This is a genomic window from Flavobacteriales bacterium (assembly GCA_030584065.1).
In the GTDB taxonomy this organism is placed as follows: Bacteria; Bacteroidota; Bacteroidia; order Flavobacteriales_F; family PHOS-HE28; genus PHOS-HE28.
In genome coordinates this window covers 1,652,801-1,672,435 of record CP129489.1, presented here as the reverse complement: position 1 = coordinate 1,672,435, position 19,635 = coordinate 1,652,801, and the positions used below count along the sequence as shown (strand labels likewise).

12 protein-coding genes are annotated in these 19,635 nt (G+C 65.8%); all 12 read right to left on the bottom strand.

Annotated features, from left to right (window positions below):
- Positions 1–22: 22 nt before the first annotated feature.
- Positions 23–4,378, bottom strand: a complete 4,356-nt coding sequence (locus tag QY325_07335) for an FG-GAP-like repeat-containing protein (protein ID WKZ67962.1) — start codon at positions 4,376–4,378, stop codon at positions 23–25.
- A 168-nt stretch (positions 4,379–4,546) separates the two neighbouring features.
- Complete coding sequence (locus QY325_07330; GenBank protein ID WKZ67734.1) at positions 4,547–6,580, bottom strand: ATP-binding protein; 2,034 nt, start codon at positions 6,578–6,580, stop codon at positions 4,547–4,549.
- Positions 6,581–6,607: 27 nt separating this feature from the next.
- Positions 6,608–8,629, bottom strand: a complete 2,022-nt coding sequence (locus QY325_07325) for an ATP-binding protein (GenBank protein WKZ67733.1) — start codon at positions 8,627–8,629, stop codon at positions 6,608–6,610.
- 90 nt (positions 8,630–8,719) lie between these two features.
- Positions 8,720–9,019, bottom strand: coding sequence for a hypothetical protein (locus tag QY325_07320; GenBank protein ID WKZ67732.1), 300 nt, complete (start codon positions 9,017–9,019; stop codon positions 8,720–8,722).
- Between the two features lie 11 nt (positions 9,020–9,030).
- On the bottom strand, positions 9,031–9,360 hold the full coding sequence (locus QY325_07315; GenBank protein ID WKZ67731.1) for a hypothetical protein: 330 nt from the start codon (positions 9,358–9,360) through the stop codon (positions 9,031–9,033).
- A 12-nt stretch (positions 9,361–9,372) separates the two neighbouring features.
- Positions 9,373–10,026, bottom strand: a complete 654-nt coding sequence (locus QY325_07310) for a response regulator transcription factor (protein WKZ67730.1) — start codon at positions 10,024–10,026, stop codon at positions 9,373–9,375.
- A gap of 75 nt (positions 10,027–10,101) precedes the next feature.
- On the bottom strand, positions 10,102–11,163 hold the full coding sequence (gene corA / locus QY325_07305) for a magnesium/cobalt transporter CorA (GenBank protein WKZ67729.1): 1,062 nt from the start codon (positions 11,161–11,163) through the stop codon (positions 10,102–10,104).
- Entirely contained in the window at positions 11,160–12,029 is an 870-nt protein-coding gene (locus QY325_07300; protein ID WKZ67728.1) for a mechanosensitive ion channel family protein, read from the bottom strand. The genes corA and QY325_07300 overlap by 4 nt, the downstream gene beginning before the upstream one ends.
- 45 nt (positions 12,030–12,074) lie before the next feature.
- Positions 12,075–12,782, bottom strand: a complete 708-nt coding sequence (gene pepE, locus QY325_07295) for a dipeptidase PepE (GenBank protein ID WKZ67727.1) — start codon at positions 12,780–12,782, stop codon at positions 12,075–12,077.
- Between the two features lie 9 nt (positions 12,783–12,791).
- Complete coding sequence (locus QY325_07290) at positions 12,792–15,059, bottom strand: DUF1573 domain-containing protein (protein WKZ67726.1); 2,268 nt, start codon at positions 15,057–15,059, stop codon at positions 12,792–12,794.
- A gap of 11 nt (positions 15,060–15,070) precedes the next feature.
- Positions 15,071–16,078 (bottom strand): PorP/SprF family type IX secretion system membrane protein, encoded by a 1,008-nt coding sequence (locus QY325_07285; protein ID WKZ67725.1) that lies wholly within the window; start codon positions 16,076–16,078, stop codon positions 15,071–15,073.
- The gene (locus QY325_07280) at positions 16,075–19,578 is read right to left on the bottom strand and encodes a gliding motility-associated C-terminal domain-containing protein (protein WKZ67724.1); all 3,504 of its coding nucleotides are present in this window, start codon (positions 19,576–19,578) and stop codon (positions 16,075–16,077) included. Before QY325_07280 ends, QY325_07285 begins: the two co-directional genes overlap by 4 nt.
- Positions 19,579–19,635 lie beyond the last annotated feature (57 nt).

Genomic DNA, 19,635 nt, shown 5'->3' with positions numbered 1-19,635 from the left:
TCGCGCATGGCCGGGCGCTGCCTCATCGACGCACCACGCGCACGCTGCTCACCTGTGCGCCCACAGGACTGATGCCGATGATTGAATACACCCCAGCGGCCAACCCGGATAGGTCCATCGTGGTCCACAAGGCTTGGGCGTTCACGCGCTCGCTGCGCAGCACCCGCCCATGCGCATCCAGCACGCGGAGCTCGCTGATGCCTGCCGCTTCGTCCTGCGGGGGCCATCGCAGCTCCACCGGGCCATCGGTGGGGTTGGGGAGCACCACCAGCTCCAAGTCGGTACCCCCGCAAGCTTCCATCGGTAGCACCGCTAGCACCTCCTCCTGCCCATCCAGATCCACCTGCCGCAAGCGGTAGTACACGGTGGCGAAGGAGCTCGGGGCCGCATCGCGCCAGGTGTATTCGATCACCTGCTGGCTGTGGCCTGCGGCGGGCAAGCGCCCGGCCTCGCTCCAGGCAAGGCCATCCGTGCTGCGCTCGATGATGAAGTGGCTGCTGTTGCGCTCGGTGGCGGTGGCCCAGGAGAGGGTGGGGGTGCTGGCCTCGCAGGCGGCCTCCATCCACAGCATCTCCACGGGCAGCGGGATGTTGTTGTGCGTGCCGTGGCCATCCAAGTAGCCCGGCATGTAGCGCCAGGGGCCGAAGACCTGGCCGGTGAGCGCGGTGACCATGTTGTAGCGCAGGCGCGCACGCACCTTGGTGGCGGTGATGGGGTGGGTGCTGGTGAGCTTGTCCACCAGGTCCTTGAGCTCGACGCCTGATGTGAAGGTGAGTGAGTCGGCCGCTTGTTGCGCGGTGAAGGCGGTGCTATTGGTGATGCGCCCGCCCGCGCTGCTGAAGGCCTGCCCTTGGATGCGTGTTTCCCACACCATGCGCACGCGGCCACGCCCCAGGAAGGGTTTGGCGTACAGCCCCGCCCCGAACTGGGTGACCGGTATGTTGCTGGCGCTGATGGGTGCCGTGAGGTTGGTGTTGTACAGGCGAAGGTTGTGGCGGCGGCCCGTGCCATTGTTGCCGTGATAGACGAAGGCGCGGCCTTCATTGGTCTGCCCATTGTCGAACAGTAGAGCTCCCACGATCACGTCGCTGTACCCATCCCCGTTCACATCGCCGGCACTGGCCACGCTTGCGCCGAAACGGGCGTCGACCTGGTCGCTCTCCGCCGTCCACGCTGGTGTGGGGCTCAATCCGGCCGGGCTGCCGTGGTACACGAAGGCGCGGCCTTCATAGAGTTGCCCATTGTCGAACAGTAGAGCTCCCACGATCACGTCGCTGTACCCATCCCCGTTCACATCGCCTGCGCTGGCTACGCTGTAGCCGAAACGGGCGTCGACCTGGTCGCTCTCCGCCGTCCACGCTGGTGTGGGGCTCAATCCGGCCGGGCTGCCGTGGTACACGAAGGCGCGGCCTTCATAGAGTTGCCCATTGTCGTAATAGCCAGCCCCCACGATCACGTCGCTGTAGCCATCGCCGTTCACATCGCCGGCACTGGCCACGCTCCAGCCGAAAAAGGCGCTTGCTTGGTCGCTCTCCGCCGTCCACGCTGGTGTGGGGCTCAATCCGGCCGGGCTGCCGTGGTACACGAAGGCGCGGCCTTCATCGGGTTGCCCATTGTTGTACTGGTCAGCGCCCACAATCACGTCGCTGTAGCCATCCCCGTTCACATCGCCGGCACTGGCCACGCTCCTGCCGAACCAGGCGTATGCCTGGTCGCTCTCGGCTGTCCACGCTGGTGTGGGGCTCAATCCGGCCGGGCTGCCGTGGTACACGAAGGCGCGGCCTTCATCGGGTTGCCCATTGTCGTAATAGACAGCCCCCACGATCACGTCGCTGTAACCATCGCCGTTCACATCGCCGGCACTGGCCACGCTCCAGCCGAAACGGGCGCCGTCCTGGTCGCTCTCCGCCGTCCACGCTGGTGTGGGGCTCAATCCGGCCGGGCTGCCGTGGTACACGAAGGCGCGGCCTTCATAGAGTTGCCCATTGTCGTACTGGTCAGCGCCCACGATCACGTCGCTGTAGCCATCGCCGTTCACATCGCCGGCACTGGCGACGCTGATTCCGAACAAGGCGACCACCTGGTCGCTCTCCGCCGTCCATGCCGGGGTGGGGCTCAAGCCCGCCGGGCCGCCGTGGTGAATGAAAGCGCGGCCCTCAGCGTCCTGGCCGTTGTCGAATTGGGAAGCCCCCACGATCACATCGCTGTAGCCGTCGCCGTTCACATCGCCGGCACTGGCGACGCATCCGAAGAGGCCGCCTGCCTGGTCACTCTCGGCCGTCCAAGCGGCATTGGCGGTCAATCCTTCAGCAGCCCCCAAATAGAGGGCTGCCCTCCCTTCCCCCGCCTGCCCGCCATTGTAGCCGGGTGCGCCAACGATGATGTCGCTGTATCCATCGCCGTTCACATCGCCGGCGCTGGCCGCGCTGCTGCCGAGTCCTTCAGCGGCCTGGGTGCCATCGCTGGTCCAGTGGGGCACGCTCTGCACGCCGGTGGAAGAGCCCAGCCAGAGCTGCGCCCGGCCGGTGCCGCTGAGGGTCTGGTCGAAATCGGGCGCCCCCACCAGGATATCCGCGAACCCATCACCATTGATGTCACCCGCGCAGGCCACCGCCTCACCGAAGTGGGCGGTGAACTGGTCGCCCTCGCGCCACCACGCAGGTGCGGCGGCCAGTCCGGTGGGGCTGCCGTGGTAGACGAAGGCGGCGCCCTCACCCACCAGCCCGCCGTAGTACTGCCACGCGCCGATGATGGCGTCGCTGTAGCCGTCGCCGTTCACATCGCCCGCAGTGGCCACGCTGTATCCGAACCACGCATTGGGGAGGTCGATCTCCTCGCTCCAGTTCGGCGCGGCGGGCAAACCGACGCCGGCGCCGTGGAACACCAAGGCACGGCCTTTGCCATTGTCCCAATTGTACACACCGATGATGACATCGCTGAAGCCATCGCCGTTCACATCACCAGCCCCTGCCACGCTGCGGCCCAGACGGGCGCTGGCCTGGTTGCTCTCGAAGGTCCAACTCGGTGCTGCGGGCAGGTTAGCGGCACTGCCGTGGAACACATAGGCGCGGCCTTCATTGGTCTGGCCATTGGAGAGGTCAAAGGCGCCCGCGATCACATCGCTGTATCCGTCACCGTTCACATCACCGGCGCAGGCCACCGAAGTGCCCAGGCGGGCCAACGCCACATCACTCTCGAAGGTCCAGTTGGGGGTGGCAGGTAAGCCGGTGGCCGAACCCCGGAACACGTAGATCCGACCTTCATTGGTGTGGCCATTGGTGTACCCGTTGGCGCCGATGGCCACATCGCTGAAGCCATCGCCGTTCACGTCGCCGGCAGTGGCCACGGCGATGCCCAGTTCAGCGTTCGCGAAGTCGCTCTCGAAGGTCCAGTTGGGCGCCGCTGCAGGTCCTGTGGCCGAGCCGTGGAAGACAAAGGCCCTGCCTTCATTGCTCTGGCCGTTGTCGAATCGCGTTGCGCCAACGATGATGTCACTGTAGCCATCGCCGTTCACATCACCAGCGCTGCTCACGCTGGTGCCGAAGGATGCACTGGCTTGGTCGCTTTCGGCGGTCCACGCCGCCGTAGTGCTCAGCGGGTCCACGGTGATGGGGTATTGCGCGCCGTCGTCACGCACGGCCAGCACGATCTCGTCATCCTCCAAGCTGGCTGTGGCTTCGAGCGTGTCGCCCTGGGCGTCCCACACGTGCAGGTCCTTGTACCAGAGCACAGGCACGTGGCTGCTGGTGCCCGCCACGGGTTGGCAGAAGGCGATGGCGTTGCCGCCCTTGTCCGCTGCGTGCAAGGTGCCGGTGTAGCGGAGCCGCACTTCCAAGAGGCCATCGCCTGCGGGCTTCTCGCGCACCGTGAAGTTCTGGCGCATGCCCTCCGCGCTGTTGCGGTAGTCGATGGCGAAGCGGCTGTGGTCCGCCACGAGCAGGTTCTCCTCGACGGTGATCACCGCACTATCCGTTGGCAGCATCCAATGGCCTGCACGGCCGATGCGTCCCACGTTGAGCGAGACGGTCCAGAGGCTGTCGGCCACGCGCGGCGTCAGGCTGAAACCATCGGTGCGGTAGGTGACGCGCAGGTCCTGCCTACGGTTGGGGCTTTGATAGGCGCCCGCGTCTTCCTGCCAGTTGATGTGGTACTCGCTGGAAGCGATCTGGCGGGTCATCTGCGCGTACCAGTCGTCAGGGATGGCAGCTTCGGATGCGGCGCTCAACCTGCCCAGGGCGGCTTGGTCCGGATCGAGCGGTCCGCCGATGGGGATCAATGGGGTCACCGCCTGAGGGGCCTCTTTCCACGGGCCGGGAAGCGGGCGGGCGGACTCCTGGGCCGAATGCACGCCCACGCGGAGTGGCCCGGCGATGAGCACGAGCAGCAAGCAAAGGCCGAGTACTGAGCGGTTCGCCCTATGGACGACAAGGCGGAACGGGTGCATGGCAGGGTTGGGTCTTTCAAAGCACGTTGCCGCACGGCCTGGCCGCAATAATGGTAAACCATGATTCTGGCCCGGGTCGGACTTTTTGTCAGATAACTCTTGTTACTCCACCACCGGGCACTCCACGCTCACCGTGGTGCCCTTGCCGGGTGTGCTGTCGATCTGCACCGTGGCGCCGATGGCCGCTGCGCGCGAGCGCACATTGCCCAGGCCCATTCCGCTGCCGGCGTGCGCGGTGTCGAATCCGACGCCGTTGTCGCTCACCACCACGCTCAACCGACCGGGTGCGCGCGTGACGCCGATGCTGAGCTCCGTGGCCTTGGCGTGCTTGAGCACGTTGCTCACCGATTCCTGCACGATGCGGTACACGGCGATCTCCACCCCGCGCTCGAGCCGTTGGTCCAGCCCGAAGGTGTTGAGCTCCACCTGCAGGCGCCCGTTGATGTGCAGGGTATCGCGCAGGTCCTTCAAGGCTTTCTCCAAGCCGAAGCGGCTCAGGGTGGCGGCGGCCATGTCGTGGCTGATCTGCCGCAATTCGCCGACGGCGTGCTCCATCAAGCGCGTCACCTTCTGGTACTGCTGGTCCTGGCGCATGGACTCCACACGGTCCTCCAAGGCCGACAGGTTGGCCTTGATGCCGCCGAGCATGCTGCCCAAGCGGTCGTGGAGGTCCTTGGCCATGCGCTCGCGCTCTTTCTCCTGGCCCTCGAGCATGGCGTTGATGCTCTTGATCTCCTGCTGGCTGAGGAGCTGGTCAACCTGCTGGTCGTGCAGCTCCTTCTGCTTGGCTGCGAGCCGCTGCCTGTGGCGCATGGCGCGGTAGAGGAGCAGCGCCACCAGCAGCAGGGCTCCCGTGGTCCCGATGAGGGCGTTGCGCTGCATGGCCTTTCGGCGGTCCTCGGCGGCGGCAAGGGCGATGGCCTGCTCCTGCTCCTTGATGCGGTGCTCCTTCTTCTCGGTGTCGTAGAGCGCTGCGGAACGGGCGATCTGCTCGTCGTAGCGCACCGCGTTCACGGAGTCGGAGAGGATGGCATAGGCCTGGATGTGCTTCAGTGCCGGAGCTAGCTGGCCGAGCTCGTGGTGGTAGTTGTGCAGCCCGCGGTGGATCTCGGCCTGGAGGTCCTTCCAGTTCATCCGCTCGGCCTCGGCAAGGGCCGCGTGCAGGCTGCTGAAGGCCTCATCGCGCCGGCCAAGGGTCCAGTACAGGCTGGCCATGTGGTGCGGAAGCTTCACTTTGGTGCGTGTCGATGGAAGCGGGTCAAGGAGGGCACGCGCGCGCTCGAAGTCGCGGATGGCCGCATCCAGCAGGCCCTGCCGTTTGTGGATCACGCCGCGCTCGGTGTACAGGTTGGCCTCGAATTCGGGGCTCAATGATCCGGCCTGGAGCAGGCTGTCGCACAGGTGCAGCGCCTTGTCGTAGTGGCCGCTCATGGTGGCCGTGATGCTCAGGTTGGCCACGGTGTTCTGCATGGAACGAGCGGATTCCGCTAGCCTGCCATGCCGCAGCGCTTCGCTGAAGTGCGACCAGGCTTCATCGTATCCGGCCTGGTTCAGCCGAACGAGGCCCATGCCGTTCTCCGCCTGCGCATGGCCCAGGTGGAAGCCGGCCGATCCCGCCAAACGGGCGGCCACGACGAATGCGTCGAACACCTCCGCCAGGTCGTCGCCCTTCACCAGCTTGGCCTCCGCTCGAACGATGTGCAAGCCGATCCTTTCCCGGGCATGTCCGTTCCCGGGCAGGTCGCGCAGGCCTTCTTCGGCCACCATGAGGCCCTTCTCCGGATCGCCGAGCATGGTGAACGCATTGGAGAGCATCTGGCGCGCGGTGGCGCGTATGCCGTATTCCGTGGCAGGGACCGTGGCAAGCACGCTATCGAACGCGCTGATGCCCGCAACGAGGTCATCGGAACGGTGAAGGGAGGCGGCCCATGCCAGCAATCCCAGATGGCGCTCCCGGGGATCCGCTGAGCCGGTCAACTGCTTCCCCAAGGAGCCCAGGGCGGCAGGTTCGTTCTGCCCCATGACCGCACGGAAACGCTCGTAGGCGGGCCATCCCGATTGGGCGCAGGCCGACGCCGTGATGAGGAACGCGAGGATTGCGAGCAGTTCGCGAATGGCACTGGCTGGTGAGTTCATTGCGGATGTCGATTCGGTTCTGGGCATTCACTCCACCACCGGGCATTCCACGCTCACGGTGGTGCCCTTCCCGGGTGTGCTGTCGATCTGCACCGTGGCGCCGATGGCCGCAGCGCGCGACCGCACATTGCCCAGGCCCATGCCGTTGCCGGCTTGTGCGGCGTCGAAGCCCACGCCGTTGTCGCTCACCACCACGCTCAACCGGCCCGGCGCGCGCGTAACGCCGATGCTGAGCTCCGTGGCGTTGGCGTGCTTGAGCACGTTGCTCACCAGCTCCTGGATGATGCGGTACACGGCGATCTCCACGCTGCGCTCCAAGCGCTGCTCCAGCCCGAATGTGTTGAGCTCCACTTGCAGCCGCCCGCTGATGTGCAGGGTGTCGCGCAGGTCCTTCAAGGCCTTTTCCAAGCCGAAGCGGCTGAGGGTTGCGGCGGCCATGTCGTGGCTGATCTGCCGCAGCTCGCTCACGGTCTGGTCCAGCAGGCGGCTCACCTTCTGGTACTGCTGGTCCTGCCGCATGGCTTCCACGCGGTCCTCCAGCGCGCTCATGTTGGCCTTGATGCCGCCGAGCATGCTGCCCAGACGATCGTGGAGGTCCGCAGCCATGCGCTCACGTTCCTTCTCCTGTCCTTCGAGCATGGCGTTGATGCTTTTGATTTCCTGCTGGCTGAGCAGCTGGTCCACGTGCTGGTCATGCAGTTCCTTCTGCTGGCGGGCCAGGCGATGGCGATGGCGCAGCACGCGGTAGAGGAGGAGGGCGATGAGGGCCAGGGCGATGGTGGCGCCGATGAGGGCGTTCCGTTGCACGGTGCGGCGGCGGCCCTCGGCCGTGCTGAGCGCCAGGGCTTGCTCCTGCTCTGCGATGCGGCGCTCCTTCTCCGCGGTCTCGAACTGGACCTGCGCGCCGGCGATGCCTTTGCTGTATCGCGAACGCGCGAGGCTGTCGGCGAGGGTGGCGTATTCATCGAGGTAGGCGAGCGATTCGGACATCCGTCCGAGGTCGCGGAGGTAGTCGGCAGCCTTCCGTGCGGCTTTGGCCTTCAGGTCTGCGGAGCGGGTGCGGGCATGGGCGAGCTTCGCTTCCGCCAAGCCCGCTTCGCGCTGGCCCAGATGCCAGAGCGCCGTTGCCTTGTAGAGGTGCGATTGGGCCATGCTGGCCGTATCGCGCAGCGACGCATAGATGGCGAGGGCCGAATCGATGAGCGCAGCGGCCTGGGCATGCCGCTCCATGTCGCTGTGCATGCTGGCCATATTGCCAAGCAGGTCGGCCCGGAACCGCGGCCCAAGGCTCCTGGACGTGGCGGTATCCAGCACGGACCGGTACAGGGCGATGGCGGAATCGGGACTGGCCGTGTAGGAGAGTGACGCGCCGATGTTCAGCAGCGCGCTCACCAGGAGGCCGGTATCACTGCCTTTGCGGGCTTCATTGAAGGCCTGGTTGTAGTAGTGGAGCGCCGCGGAATCCTGCTCCTGGTAATAGTACACGTTGCCAAGCCCTACCAGGGCCCGGCAGACACCCTCTGCATGCCCAACCGCTCGGGACTCCTTCAGCGCGCGCTCGAAACCGAGTTGCGCTTCCGGCAGCCGGTCGGCGTGCAGGTCGATCTCGCAGGCCAGCAGCTTCATCTGCAGCACCTCGTCGCTCATCCCGCATCGCTCCGCCGCGACGATGGCCTGCAGTGCTTCCTGCTTCGCCTTGCCGAAGACCTCCAGGTCGAGCAGCGTCTTGGCATGCTGATAGTGCTTCAGGTAGGAGAGGTATGGCGCTGCCGCATCCAGGCTGCTCGTGACGGAATCGAGCAGGTGGTGCGCCACGAGCAGCCTGCCGGTGTGCCGGTGGTGCCTGGCCTGGATGAGCGCATGCAATTGAGCAAGTGTTGCGGACCGCCGCCCCACGGCGCTCAGGGAATCAACGAGCTGCTCATGGTCATGGATCCGCTCCTGGACGATGAGCTGCGTGGACCTGGCGTATACGCCCTCGAGCGACGCGCGGGCAGCGCCGGTTTGCGGAAGGGCCTGCAACGGGAAGGCGGTGAGCCCAACCGCCATGATCGCCCAACCCAGCGGATTCGCGGAGCGCCGGATGGATCCAGCCTTGAGCGCGCTTGATCCTGCCCGGGGCTCCATGGCTATCGGGGGTCAACCGGTGATCGACCGGCCGTCACGGATGGTCTTCCTATCCCTGGCCTTGATCATATTGTCCGCGATGACCAGCGCATTGAACTTGCGCAGGCTGCCGCCTCCTTGATGGACGATGCCCGTATCGATCGTCCGTGTTGAGATCCCGGCGCCGGACAAGCAGGTGAAATGGACCAGCAGGAATGAGCTGTCTATCGTGTCCGTATCGGCCCGTAGGAAGCGGTAGTTGCCCTGGCAGGTTCCCTGGACCTTGATGGATTTGCCGACTACTGGCGGCTCGATCTTCACCGTGAAGCTCATGGCCTGCGCCTCTAGCCCATGCTGCTCAAGCCGTTCCTCACTCGCCTACGGTCCCTGGCGACAACGGCATGGCCGACCACCACGATCGCGGAGAAGGATGTTCCTGCTTCTGAGGCCGGGTCATGTTCCAGCTCGGTCTCGTGGATGTCATCCACTTCATTTCTCAGTTCCCCGCCGGTTTCCTCGTAGAAGGCGACCATATACCGCGGTGGATCATTGCTCGGGTCACCCACGGGTTCAACCTCGAAGCCGACCGGTTTCAGGTCGGCCGTGCGTTTGACCTTCACGGAGACCTTGCCTCCGCGGCCTGGCAGGATCACTTCAGCTGAGAGTACCGGCATGTCGTTCAGGTGTTAGTGCTCGCCCCACCCCCGTTCCATGGCGTACTTGACCAGGCCGGCGATGTTGCGGCAGTCGAGTTTATGGAAAATATTCCTGCGGTGGGTCTCCACGGTGGGAATGCTGAGGAAGAGCGTCTCCGCGATTTCCTGCGTGGTGCGCTCCTGGAGGATGAGCTTCACGATCTGCATTTCCCGCTTCGTGAGCGGGCCATACTTCAGCTCGCCATCCCTGTCGGCATTCCGGTCGGCTTTGGACGCCAGTTCCCGCAGGGCTTGCGCGATGTATTGCTTCCCTTCGGCCACGGTGCGGATGGCGGTCATCAGCTCGTCCTTGCCGATGCTCTTCAGGAGATAGCCGCCCACGCCGCTATCGAGCAGTTCCAGCACGAATTCGCGATGGCCGTACATGCTCAGGACGATCACACGGGTGTCAGGGCTGGCCTTGCGCATGTGTTTGCTGGCCTCGATGCCGTCCATGCCCGGCATGTTGATGTCCATGAGCACGAGGTCTGGCCTGTGCTCGGCAACCAGATCAAGGGCAGCGCGGCCGTTGTGGGCTCTTCCAATGATTTGGATCTCGGGCATGCGCTCCAGCAGGCTCTCGATTCCGTCGAGGAAGATGCTCTGGTCGTCAACCAGCACCAAGGAGTATCGTTGCGTCACCATCGGGGCAAAAATGCCGGGCAGGTAAAGGTGCCGCAATCATGGTAAACCATGATATGGCGGCGCATGCCTGCGCCCTCACAGCCAACGCTTCCTCCTGAACCAGGCAAGCATCACCAATGCGATCACCGCCATGATCGCCAGCACGCCGAAGTAGCCGTAAGGCCAGCGCAGCTCGGGCATGTGGTCGAAGTTCATGCCGTAGATGCCCACCACGAAGGTGAGCGGGATGAAGATGGTGCTGATGATGGTGAGCAGCTTCATCACCTGGGTCATGCGGGCATTCTGCCCGGCGTGGTAGGTGTTCTCCAGGCTGGTGAGCAGCTCCCGGAACACGCCGATGGTCTCTGCGATGTAGACCGTGTGGTCCTGCAGGTCGTTGATGTAGCGCCGCGTCGCCTTGTCGATCAGCGGGCTCTGGATGGTGCTGAGGCGCCCGGCCAGCTCGCGGCTTGGGGTGACGTAGCGGTTCACTGTGATGAGCGCGGCCCGCAGCTCCTGGATGGTCACCAGGTCCTCGTTGCCCGGGCGCACCATCACTTTGCGCTCCAATTGCTCGATGCGGCGGCCCAGGTCGTCCACGATGACGAAGTACTGGTCCACGATGACGTCGAGCAGGGCGTACAAGAGGTAGTCGCTGCCGCTGCGCCTTACGCGGCCCAGATCGTTGCGGATGCGCTCGCGGATGGGGTCGAGCACATCCCCCGGCCGCTCCTGGAAGGAGATGACCAGCCCCTTGCGCAGCACGAAGCAGATCTGCTCCTGCTCGATGCCGCCCGTCTCCTTGTCGAGCCCCAGCATCTTGGCCACGACGAAGAGCGTGTCCTGGTATTCCTCCACCTTCGGGCGGTGGTCCGTGTTCAGGATGTCCTCCAACAGCAACGGATGCAGGCCGAACCGCTCCCCGATGGTGCCCAGGAAGCCCTCGCTGTTCAACCCATCGATGTCGAGCCAGGTGACGGTGGTCTCGGCATCGGCATCCGCGTAATCCGCGAGGCTGTCGAGCAGCCGCTCCTCCATGCGGTCCGCGCTGAAGGTGAACAGATGCAGTGTGGGATGTGCCGCTTCCGTTCCGGAAACCATCACCAGGGAGCCTGGCGGCAGTCCGGCCTTTCCGGCCCGGCTCTTCACCTTCTTCATGCCTGGTTCCTGGCGATGAGGTCCTTCACATGCACCGTGCGCTGCGGGTAGGGGATGGTGATGCCCTCCCGATCGAAGCGGAGCTTGATGCTGCGGTTGAGGTCGTAGTGCATCATGCGCGCGCCCACGGGCTCTTTCGCCCACGCATAGGCGCGGAGCACGACGGCGCTCTCGTCCAGCCGTATCACGCGCACGAGCACCTTGGGCAGGTTGCGCTTCACCTCCTCCGGCGTGCGCTTATCGATGCAGTCGGGGTGCGCGCTGCATTCTTCCTGGAGCAGGGCCATGGCGCGGTCCAGGTCGCTCTCGTAGCTCACGCGCACCTCCACGAACTCGCAGGTCTCCTCCTCCGTGATGCTGCTGTTCACGATGACATCGTCGCTGATCACCGCGTTGGGGATGATCACGCGGCGGTTCTCGAAGGTGACGATGACGGTATGCCGCAGGGTGATGTCCTCCACCACGCCGCTGTCGATGGCGCCCACTTTTATCACATCGCCTACGCGGAAGGGCTTGAAGCTGACGATGAAGATGCCGCTGATGATGTTGCTGAAGGCGCGCTGGGTGGCCAGGCCGAGGATGGCCACGAGGATGCCGGCGCCGGCGAACAAGGTGATGGCCAGCTGCTTGAACGATGGGATGCTGTAGACGATCGCGGTGAAGGCCAGCGTGCCCACGATGAAGCGGATGGCATTGCGCAGGAACCGGTAGCGCGTGCGGTCCTCGTACCCCTGTTCGCTGCGCAGGTAGGTGCGGCGCAGCAGCTTGCGGATGATGCGCTCCGCCACGAAGGCGCCCCCCACGATGAGCGCCACCTTGAGCAGGAGCAGCAGATTGATTCCGAGGGTATCGAGCAGGTCCTTCACCGTGGGCCGAAAGTAAGGGCGCGCGGTTACCGCCCTTCGGCCGTTTCAGATGCCGCCGAGGGAGGCGCGCAGCTCGGTGCCCCCGGCCACTTCAAGGGGGGGCTCTCCATGCCGGAACACCTTCATGCCGCTGCCTTCCAGGCGCACCGTGCCGCCCTGGACATGCAGCAGGGCCCCTTCGCGCAGGCCGGCCACGGTCATCCGGGGGTTGAGCGCCAGGAACTCGGCGATGCGCTGATCGCGGCTCTCGCCGCCATGCCCTGGAATGGTGGCCTCGGTGTAGTGCGGGTTGATCTGGAACTGGACCAGGTGCATGGCACGCAGGCTCGGCGGCTCCACGATGGGCATGTCGTTCGTGGTCATGATGGTGGGGCAGGCCACGTTGCTGCCGGCGCTCCAGCCGATGTAGGGCAAGCCGTTCCGCACACGGTCGGCGATGGCCTTGAGCAGGTGCGAACGGTAGAGCGCGCGCAGGAGCAGGAAGGTGTTGCCGCCGCCCACCGCCACCGCGTCGGCTCCATTCAGAGCGGCTACCGGATCGGACTCGCGGTGCAGGCTGAGCAGCTCGCAGCCGAATCCGCCGAAGACCTGCGCCACCTTGTCCGCATAGGCGTCGAGCATAGCGTCCGGGGCGGCGAAGGGTACGAAGGCGATGCGCCTGCGGTTCTTGAGGAACGCTGCCGCATAGGGCTGGGGCCAGGTGAAGAAGGGTTCGCCAGGGAGCGTGGAGTTGGAGAGCAGCAGCAGTTCCATGCCGCTATGTTACGGAACCACCTCGCCTTGCAGAACAAGGTCGAAGCGCAGGTGCTCGCCATCGGTCTCCACCACCACGATGCGGGTGAGCGGCCCCGGTTGCGCCCGGCCATTGAAGGTGACCTCCACCACGGCCGAGCCGCCCGGTGCGAGCGGGGCCTTGGGCAGGTCGGCGGTGGTGCAGCCGCAATCGGCCTCGGCTTTCACCAGTCGCAGCGGACGGTTGCCGGTGTTGGAGATGGTGAAAGGCACCTTGCGCTCGGCGCCTTGGGCCATCGCTCCCACGTGCTGCACGATACGCACGGCCTCCGTGGTCTCCTCGCGGCGTGTAAGGCCGATGCGCACCACCTCGATCCTTCGCTCGCGCATGGCTTCCACGCTGTGCACGCTGCGCTGCGGGTCGCGCACGTCATCGCTCACACCGGCCTGCGAGCGCTCCTCGCCGAAGGGCAGGTTCTGCACGGAAAGGCGCGCGCCATTGGGTGCGGTTCCGTCGAGGTAGGCGGTGAGTGCGCCGCCTTCGGCGATGCGCAGGTGGTTGCGCAGGCTCTGGATGCGGCGCATGCTGAGGTAACGGTTGTAGTCGTTGCGCGCGAGCGGGCTGGCATGGCCGCGCACCTCCAAGGTGATGGATGTGCCCTCAGCCAGGACCGGAGCGAGGCTGCGTGCCAACTCACCCAGTCGCTCGAATCCGCGGTCCACCTCATCGGTGAAGAAGCGCCGGACCGCCGCGGAATCGCCGGCGAGCGATTCGTAGTCGACCTGCAGGCGCTTGTAACGGAGGTAGGCCTCGCTGTAGGGTTGAGCAGTGGTGGGGCTCCAGCTGCGCGGTTCGGGATCGTCATTGTGGAAGTAGAGTACGAGGGGCGGTTCGCGCTGCCAGCCCACGAGCCGCTCGAGCGCGGTCAGGGGCCGGATGGGGGCTGTTGCGGTATCGGCAGAGGCCAGATCAGCGGCGGTGTCGAGGCGCTCAAGCCGGAGCCGATAGAGGTCATTGCAGCAGGTCTCGCCCTTGCTGGCGAAGGAGCCGGCACGGTTGCTGGTGAGCCAGAGCTCGTTGCGAGCGGGATACCACGCGGGATAGAGGTCGTTGGCGGGGCTGTTGACGGGCAGGCCGGCGTGCATGGGGGCGGAGAAGACATCGGCCCCCCATCGGCTGCGGAAGATGTCGTAGCCGCCCAGCCCGGGATGAAAGTCGCTGCTGAACCAGAGCGTGCGCGAATCGGCATCGTACCACGGGCAGCGCTCATTGCCCGGCGAATTCACGAAGCGGTCGAGCGGGAAGAGGTTGCGTGCCGTGCCGTTGTGGAACTCTGCCATCCAGAGGTCGAATCCGCCGGCGCCGCCTTCCCTGTCGCTTGCGAAGAGCAGCATCTCACGTTCGTCCCACCAGGCGATCATGGGCTGGGTGCTCGTCTGCCCCTCGCCGATCCCCGGCAGCAGCGTGGCTTCGCCGATGCGCCCCTGTTCGTCCACCGGCGCGATGTGGATGCGGCACAGCGGCGCGCACCGCGTGAAGAGGATCCACCGGCCATCCAGGCTCCATGCCGCATTCGCGTTGTCGCCGATGGCATTGATGGCATCCGCCGCCTGGGTCGCCTGTTGCCACGGCTGGCGCAGGGATACGTGCAGCAGTGCCGACCGATAGGCGGCGGTATCCTCCACCTCGCCCTCCTTGTTCAGCTTCCCGCGCAGGCTGGCGAACCAAAGCAGGCTGTCAGGCCCGATGCGCGCGCCGTACTCGCTGTCGTAGCCGTTCACGGGCTGGGGCAGATGCTCCAAGCGGATCGCGCTGTCGGCGCGCAGCGTCCGGGCCATTCCGCAGCCGATGAGGGCATTGGCAGCGCGCTGCGCCAGGACCGAGGACGTATCCTTCTCCTTCTGCAGCACCCTGTTCCAGGTGCGCTCGGCGGCTCCGGGGTCGCCCATGCACAGCTGCATCTCGCCCAGCCAGCGGAGCGCTTCGCGATGGGTGCGTCCCTGGTCCTTCCGGTGGACGCGGTCGTAGAGCGCGGCGGCACGGTCGTATTGGTGGCTCAGCCTGCAGGCTTCGGCCTGTTTCCATTGCAGGCTCATGCGGCCGGCATCGATGGCCAGCGCGCCATCGTAGAACCGGGTGGCACCGTAGTACTCGCCGCGTGCCATGGCAGCATCGCCCCATTGCGTCCATTGCTCGATGCTCTGCGCCGACGCGGTTGCGGCAGTGAGGGCCAGGAGGAAGGCCGCCGCCGCGAACAGCACCGGGCGCTTGGCTGGAACGGGGCCTTCGGTCCTCATAGGCGCGGTCATCACAGCTGCTCGGGACATGCCTTGAAGCGCACCGGCACCGGCGGGCGCTTCCTCCAGATGCGCACCGCTGTGAACTCGATCGCGCCCCTGTAGCGGCTCGCGGGCACCAGGTCGCTGGAGTTGATGTCGTAGCTCATGCCGAAGGTCCAGTCATCGCGCTCCAGTCCGGCGAAGACGAAGCCTGCATCACGCGCCCGCAGGTGGAGCCCCGCGAGCAGCGCGCGCTTCAGCCCGTAGCGCTCCAGGAGGATGTAGCGCGCGTTGGCGCCCAGGTCGAGCTCGCGGAAGGTTCCCTGCGCCATCCAGCGCATCACGGGCAGCACATCGATGTCCTCGTGCACGGTGAAGGAGGCCATCGCATGGACATCGCTCCGGCGGTCCAACGGGATGCTGGGCTCGCCGAGGAAGCCCACGCCCGGCCGCGTGAGGTTGAACAGCGCGAAGCCGGCCTGCAGCCATTGCCGTGAGGACTTCACGTAGCGGTACACGAGCCCTGCATGCACGTCCTCGTGCGCCAGGCCGTAGCGGCGGAAGTCCTCGCCATTGTCGCGGCTGGGATCGTAGCTGAAGCCGTTGTACTGGGCATCGAAGGTGAGGCCGCTGTTGTCGATGGTGAGCGAGGTGACGCCGAGCTGCGCGCCCACGGTGAGGCTGTGGCGCTTGCGGGCATCGAGCATCCCGGTCCAGCTCGCGCCCAGGCTGAAGTGGAACTGGTTCATGCGGCTATCGCCCGCGCGGTCGTTGAACAGCCAGGCTCCGAAGCCAAGGCCTTTCGCGCCCGTGAAGTCGCGCGCATCGCCGCCCAGGCCGAAGGTGCGGTAGGGCACGGTGACCGACCGCCATTGCTGGCGGAACACGCCATGCGCGCGGTAGTCGCCCTCGAACTGGCCGATGCACCCGGGATTGAGGCCCGTCGGCACGTTGAAGAACTGCGAGAAATGGATGTCCTGCGCCGTGCAGCTGAGGGCTGCGGTGAGTGCGAGCAGCAGGGATGCGCAGCTCTTCATCGCACCACGGTCACATTGCCCTTCGTGAAGAACTCCTGTCCATCGATGCACCAGGCCCGCAGATGGTACACGAATACCGCAGGGTCCACCAGCATGCCCTTGTATTGGCCGTCCCAGCCGATGGCGGGGTCATTGGTCTCGAAGACCTTCTCGCCCCAGCGATCGAAGACCTTGAACTCCATGCGCGCGATGTGCCGGCCCCGCACGAAGAGCACGTCATTCGCTCCATCGCCGTTCGGTGTGAAGGTGTTGGGCACGAAGATGTCCGGGTCCTCGCAGCGCAGCTCGTACACGCGCACCGTGACCGGGATCGACCGCGTGCAGATGCCGTCGCTCACCGTGGCGATGAAGGTGGTGGTCTGCTGCACCACGGCCGTCGGGTTCGCGATGCCGGGGTCGCTCACCGCGCCGGCCGGCTGCCAGGAGTAGGTGACCCCCGTGCCCGGAGTGGCCAGCAATTGCACCGTGGTGCCGGGCAGCACGAGCGTCTGGTCGGCGCTGGCGCTGACCGCGCTCCCGAACAGCGGCGAGACGTTCACGGTCACGGTGCCGCTCCACGTGCAACCAAGGCTGGTTGTGAGGTTGACCCCGTATGTGGTTTGTGACGTGGGTGCGACCAAGGCGGTCGTCTCGCCTTGACCGCTGATGATCTCATCGGCAGGCAACCACTCGATCGTCGCGTCTCCCAGACTCCCACTGATGGCGATCTGGGCCGTGTCACCCACGCAGATGCCCTGCTCAACGGTCAACTGTATGATGGCCAGCTGCACGGTCACATGAACGCTATCACGCGTGGAACAGGCGGATCCGCTGCTCGCGCGGATGTGGTAGGTGCCGCTGACGGCGGGCGCCACCGTGGCCGTGCTGTCGCTGAAGGATGCGTTGAGCGTGTCGGTGAACTGCGGATCGCTGCTCCAATGCCATGTGCTCGCCGTACCGAAGCTGGTGGCCATGAGCGTGAAGGAGTTGGCCGGCCCGCAGATGAGCGTGTCGCTCATGGCCTGCAGCAGCGGTCCGGACGGCGCCAGGGTGACCGTGCGCGTGGCGATGTCCTGTCCGTTGCAGGTGAGCGGGCTGGTGGCTGTGAGCGTGACCGTGTAGGTGCCGGGCTGCGCGTAGGTGTGCGATGGCGATGCGGCGGTGCTGGTCTCCCCATCGCCGAAATCCCAGAGGTAGCCTGTTGCGCCGCTGCTCAGGTTGGTGAAGGGCACGCTGAGCGGTGCGCACACCGTGTCGGGCGCCAGGAATGCGGCGATGGTGAGCGGAGCATCGAAATCGATCTTCAGCACCCCGTTGTTGCACCCGCTGCTGTTGTTGGTGGCGCTCCAGGCGCCCGGGGTGGTGGGGAAGTCATCGTTGTTCTGGCAACCTGCGCACACGCTCTGGTAAACGCGCCCGCGGCGGTCGAACCGGCTGGTGCCGCCATCCACATGCTCCGGGCTCTGGCTGCCGCCGTAGTAGGTGGCATAGGTCAGCGCCTGCATATCGATGTCGAAGACGGCCAGGTAGAGATCGTGGCCGTCCGTGGCGGACTGGATGGCGTCCGGCGTTACGGGCAGGCCGGCCGTGGTGAGGCTGCCGCCCAGGCCTCCGCTGCTGCTGCCCCAGCCGCTCGTGTAGATCTTGTCGCACACATCCACCAGGAAAGCGGTGGGCGAGATGTCCGGAGTGCCATCGCCGGCGCCCACGCGCGAGCTGAGCAGCACCGCGCTCAGCTCGGGGTTCAGCTTGGTGATGAATTGACCGCCTGCCGGTATGTTGTACGGCGCGTTCTGGATCAGCTGGCCGCTGGGAGCGTTGGTCTGCCCGAAGAGGAAGGCGTTGCCGCTGCCGTCCAGCTCGATGAAGTAGGCTTGGTCGTAGCCCGCGCTTCCCCAGTAGGTGAGCCGCTCCACCGCGTTTCCGCCCACGCTCAAGCGCGCCGCGAAGGCATCGGCCGGACCGCCGTTGAACGCGCCCTGCACCGCGCCGGAGCTCACGGGCAGGTTGGTGCTCAACGTGCCCCCGCACACATACAGCCGCCCCTGCGTATCCAGGTCGCCGTTGTAGAGCGCATCTGCTGCGGTCCCCCCGAGATAGCTGCCATATTGCAGCTGCGTGAGCTGCGGATTGAAGCGCGCCACGAAGCCATCGTGGCTTCCGCCGCCGTAAGCGGCCTGTGCGGCGTCAGCCGTCACGGGCATGTTCTGCGTCTGCGTGCAGCTCACCACCCAAACGCGGCCCTGAGGGTCCAGGAGCACTTCGCCGCGCACCTCATCCGCATAGTTGAACTTGAGGCCGGCGGCCGAGTTCAAGCCATCGTTCGCCGTGCCGCCGAGGTAGGTGCTGCCGATGAGGGCGCTGCCATCGCTGGCCAAGCGAGCCACCACCATGTCCGATCCGTTCGGATAGGAGATGCCGAGGCCGGCCGGCGTCACCGCTGAGCCTCCGCCGAAGCTGTTGTCGAAGCAGCCGGCCGTGGTGGGGAAATCATCGGAGCCGGTAGTGCCGAGCAGCACGAGCTGGTCGTTGCCGTCCACATAGAGACTGTGCGGCATCTCGTCGCCGTTGCCGCCGAGGTAGGTGCTCCAGACGAGGAAGCTGCCGGTGGTGTCGTATTTGGTGACAGCGATGTCGGTGCCGCCGTTCTGCTGACCCGCACCGCCGGCCCATTGCGTCTGGTAGGCGCCGAGGGTCACGGGGAACTGGTTGCCGAAGGCCGTGCTGCCCGCGTACAGGAATCCGAGCTGGTCGAATGTGGCGGTGTATCCGAAGTTGTTGCTGAATGATCCCGAGTATGTGGCGAAGGAGAGGGTGGGGTCGATGACCAGCGGGTGCCGCGTGTCATAGTCGCCGGGCATGAATCCGACGATGCCATCCTGCACCACGTAACGGCATTGCACGGGCCGCTGCTCACCGTTGATGACTTGGTAGGCCAGCGGGATGCGCTCGGTGAGCCTGCCCAGTGAAGTGTGCACGACAAGCGATGCGCCGAGCAGCTCCACCTTGTCGGCGCCTTCGAAGGCGATGCGTATGCCGGAGGGGTCAGCGCCGGCTTCGACCACCAGGTCGTATTTCGCTCCTCCGCGGCCGGCCCTGAGCACGGCATCGCATCCCGGTGCGATCCGTCTGTAGGTGACCTGCGCGAAGCCCTTGGCTCTGGAGGCCCACCTTGAGCGGTCGCGGCCGAGAAGGTAGTTGTGGTATCCCCGCAGCTCATCCGACGCCTCGGGGCGCGTGCCCTCATCGGCGCTGAGGAAGCGCATCCGAACGGCATGCCGTCTGATCGCCGCTGGCAATGGCGCCTCTACCCGGGCATGTGTGCCTGCCATGGCCGCGGCATCGAAGAGGTCGAAGACGATGGCGTCCCGCTCGCACCAGGCCACCGCTCCATCCATTTCCGCCTGGTAGAGGATGCCCGCCTCCCATTGTCCGCGATTCTCGATGAAGCGCGCCTGGCCATCGGCCCTGGCCCCGATGAGCAGGGTGGCAAGGATGGCGAAGGCACGCGAGGGTCCCATGGGCTGGCCGCACGAAGGTAGCTTGGGACGATGGTGAACGGCGGTCCGCGCTGCTCC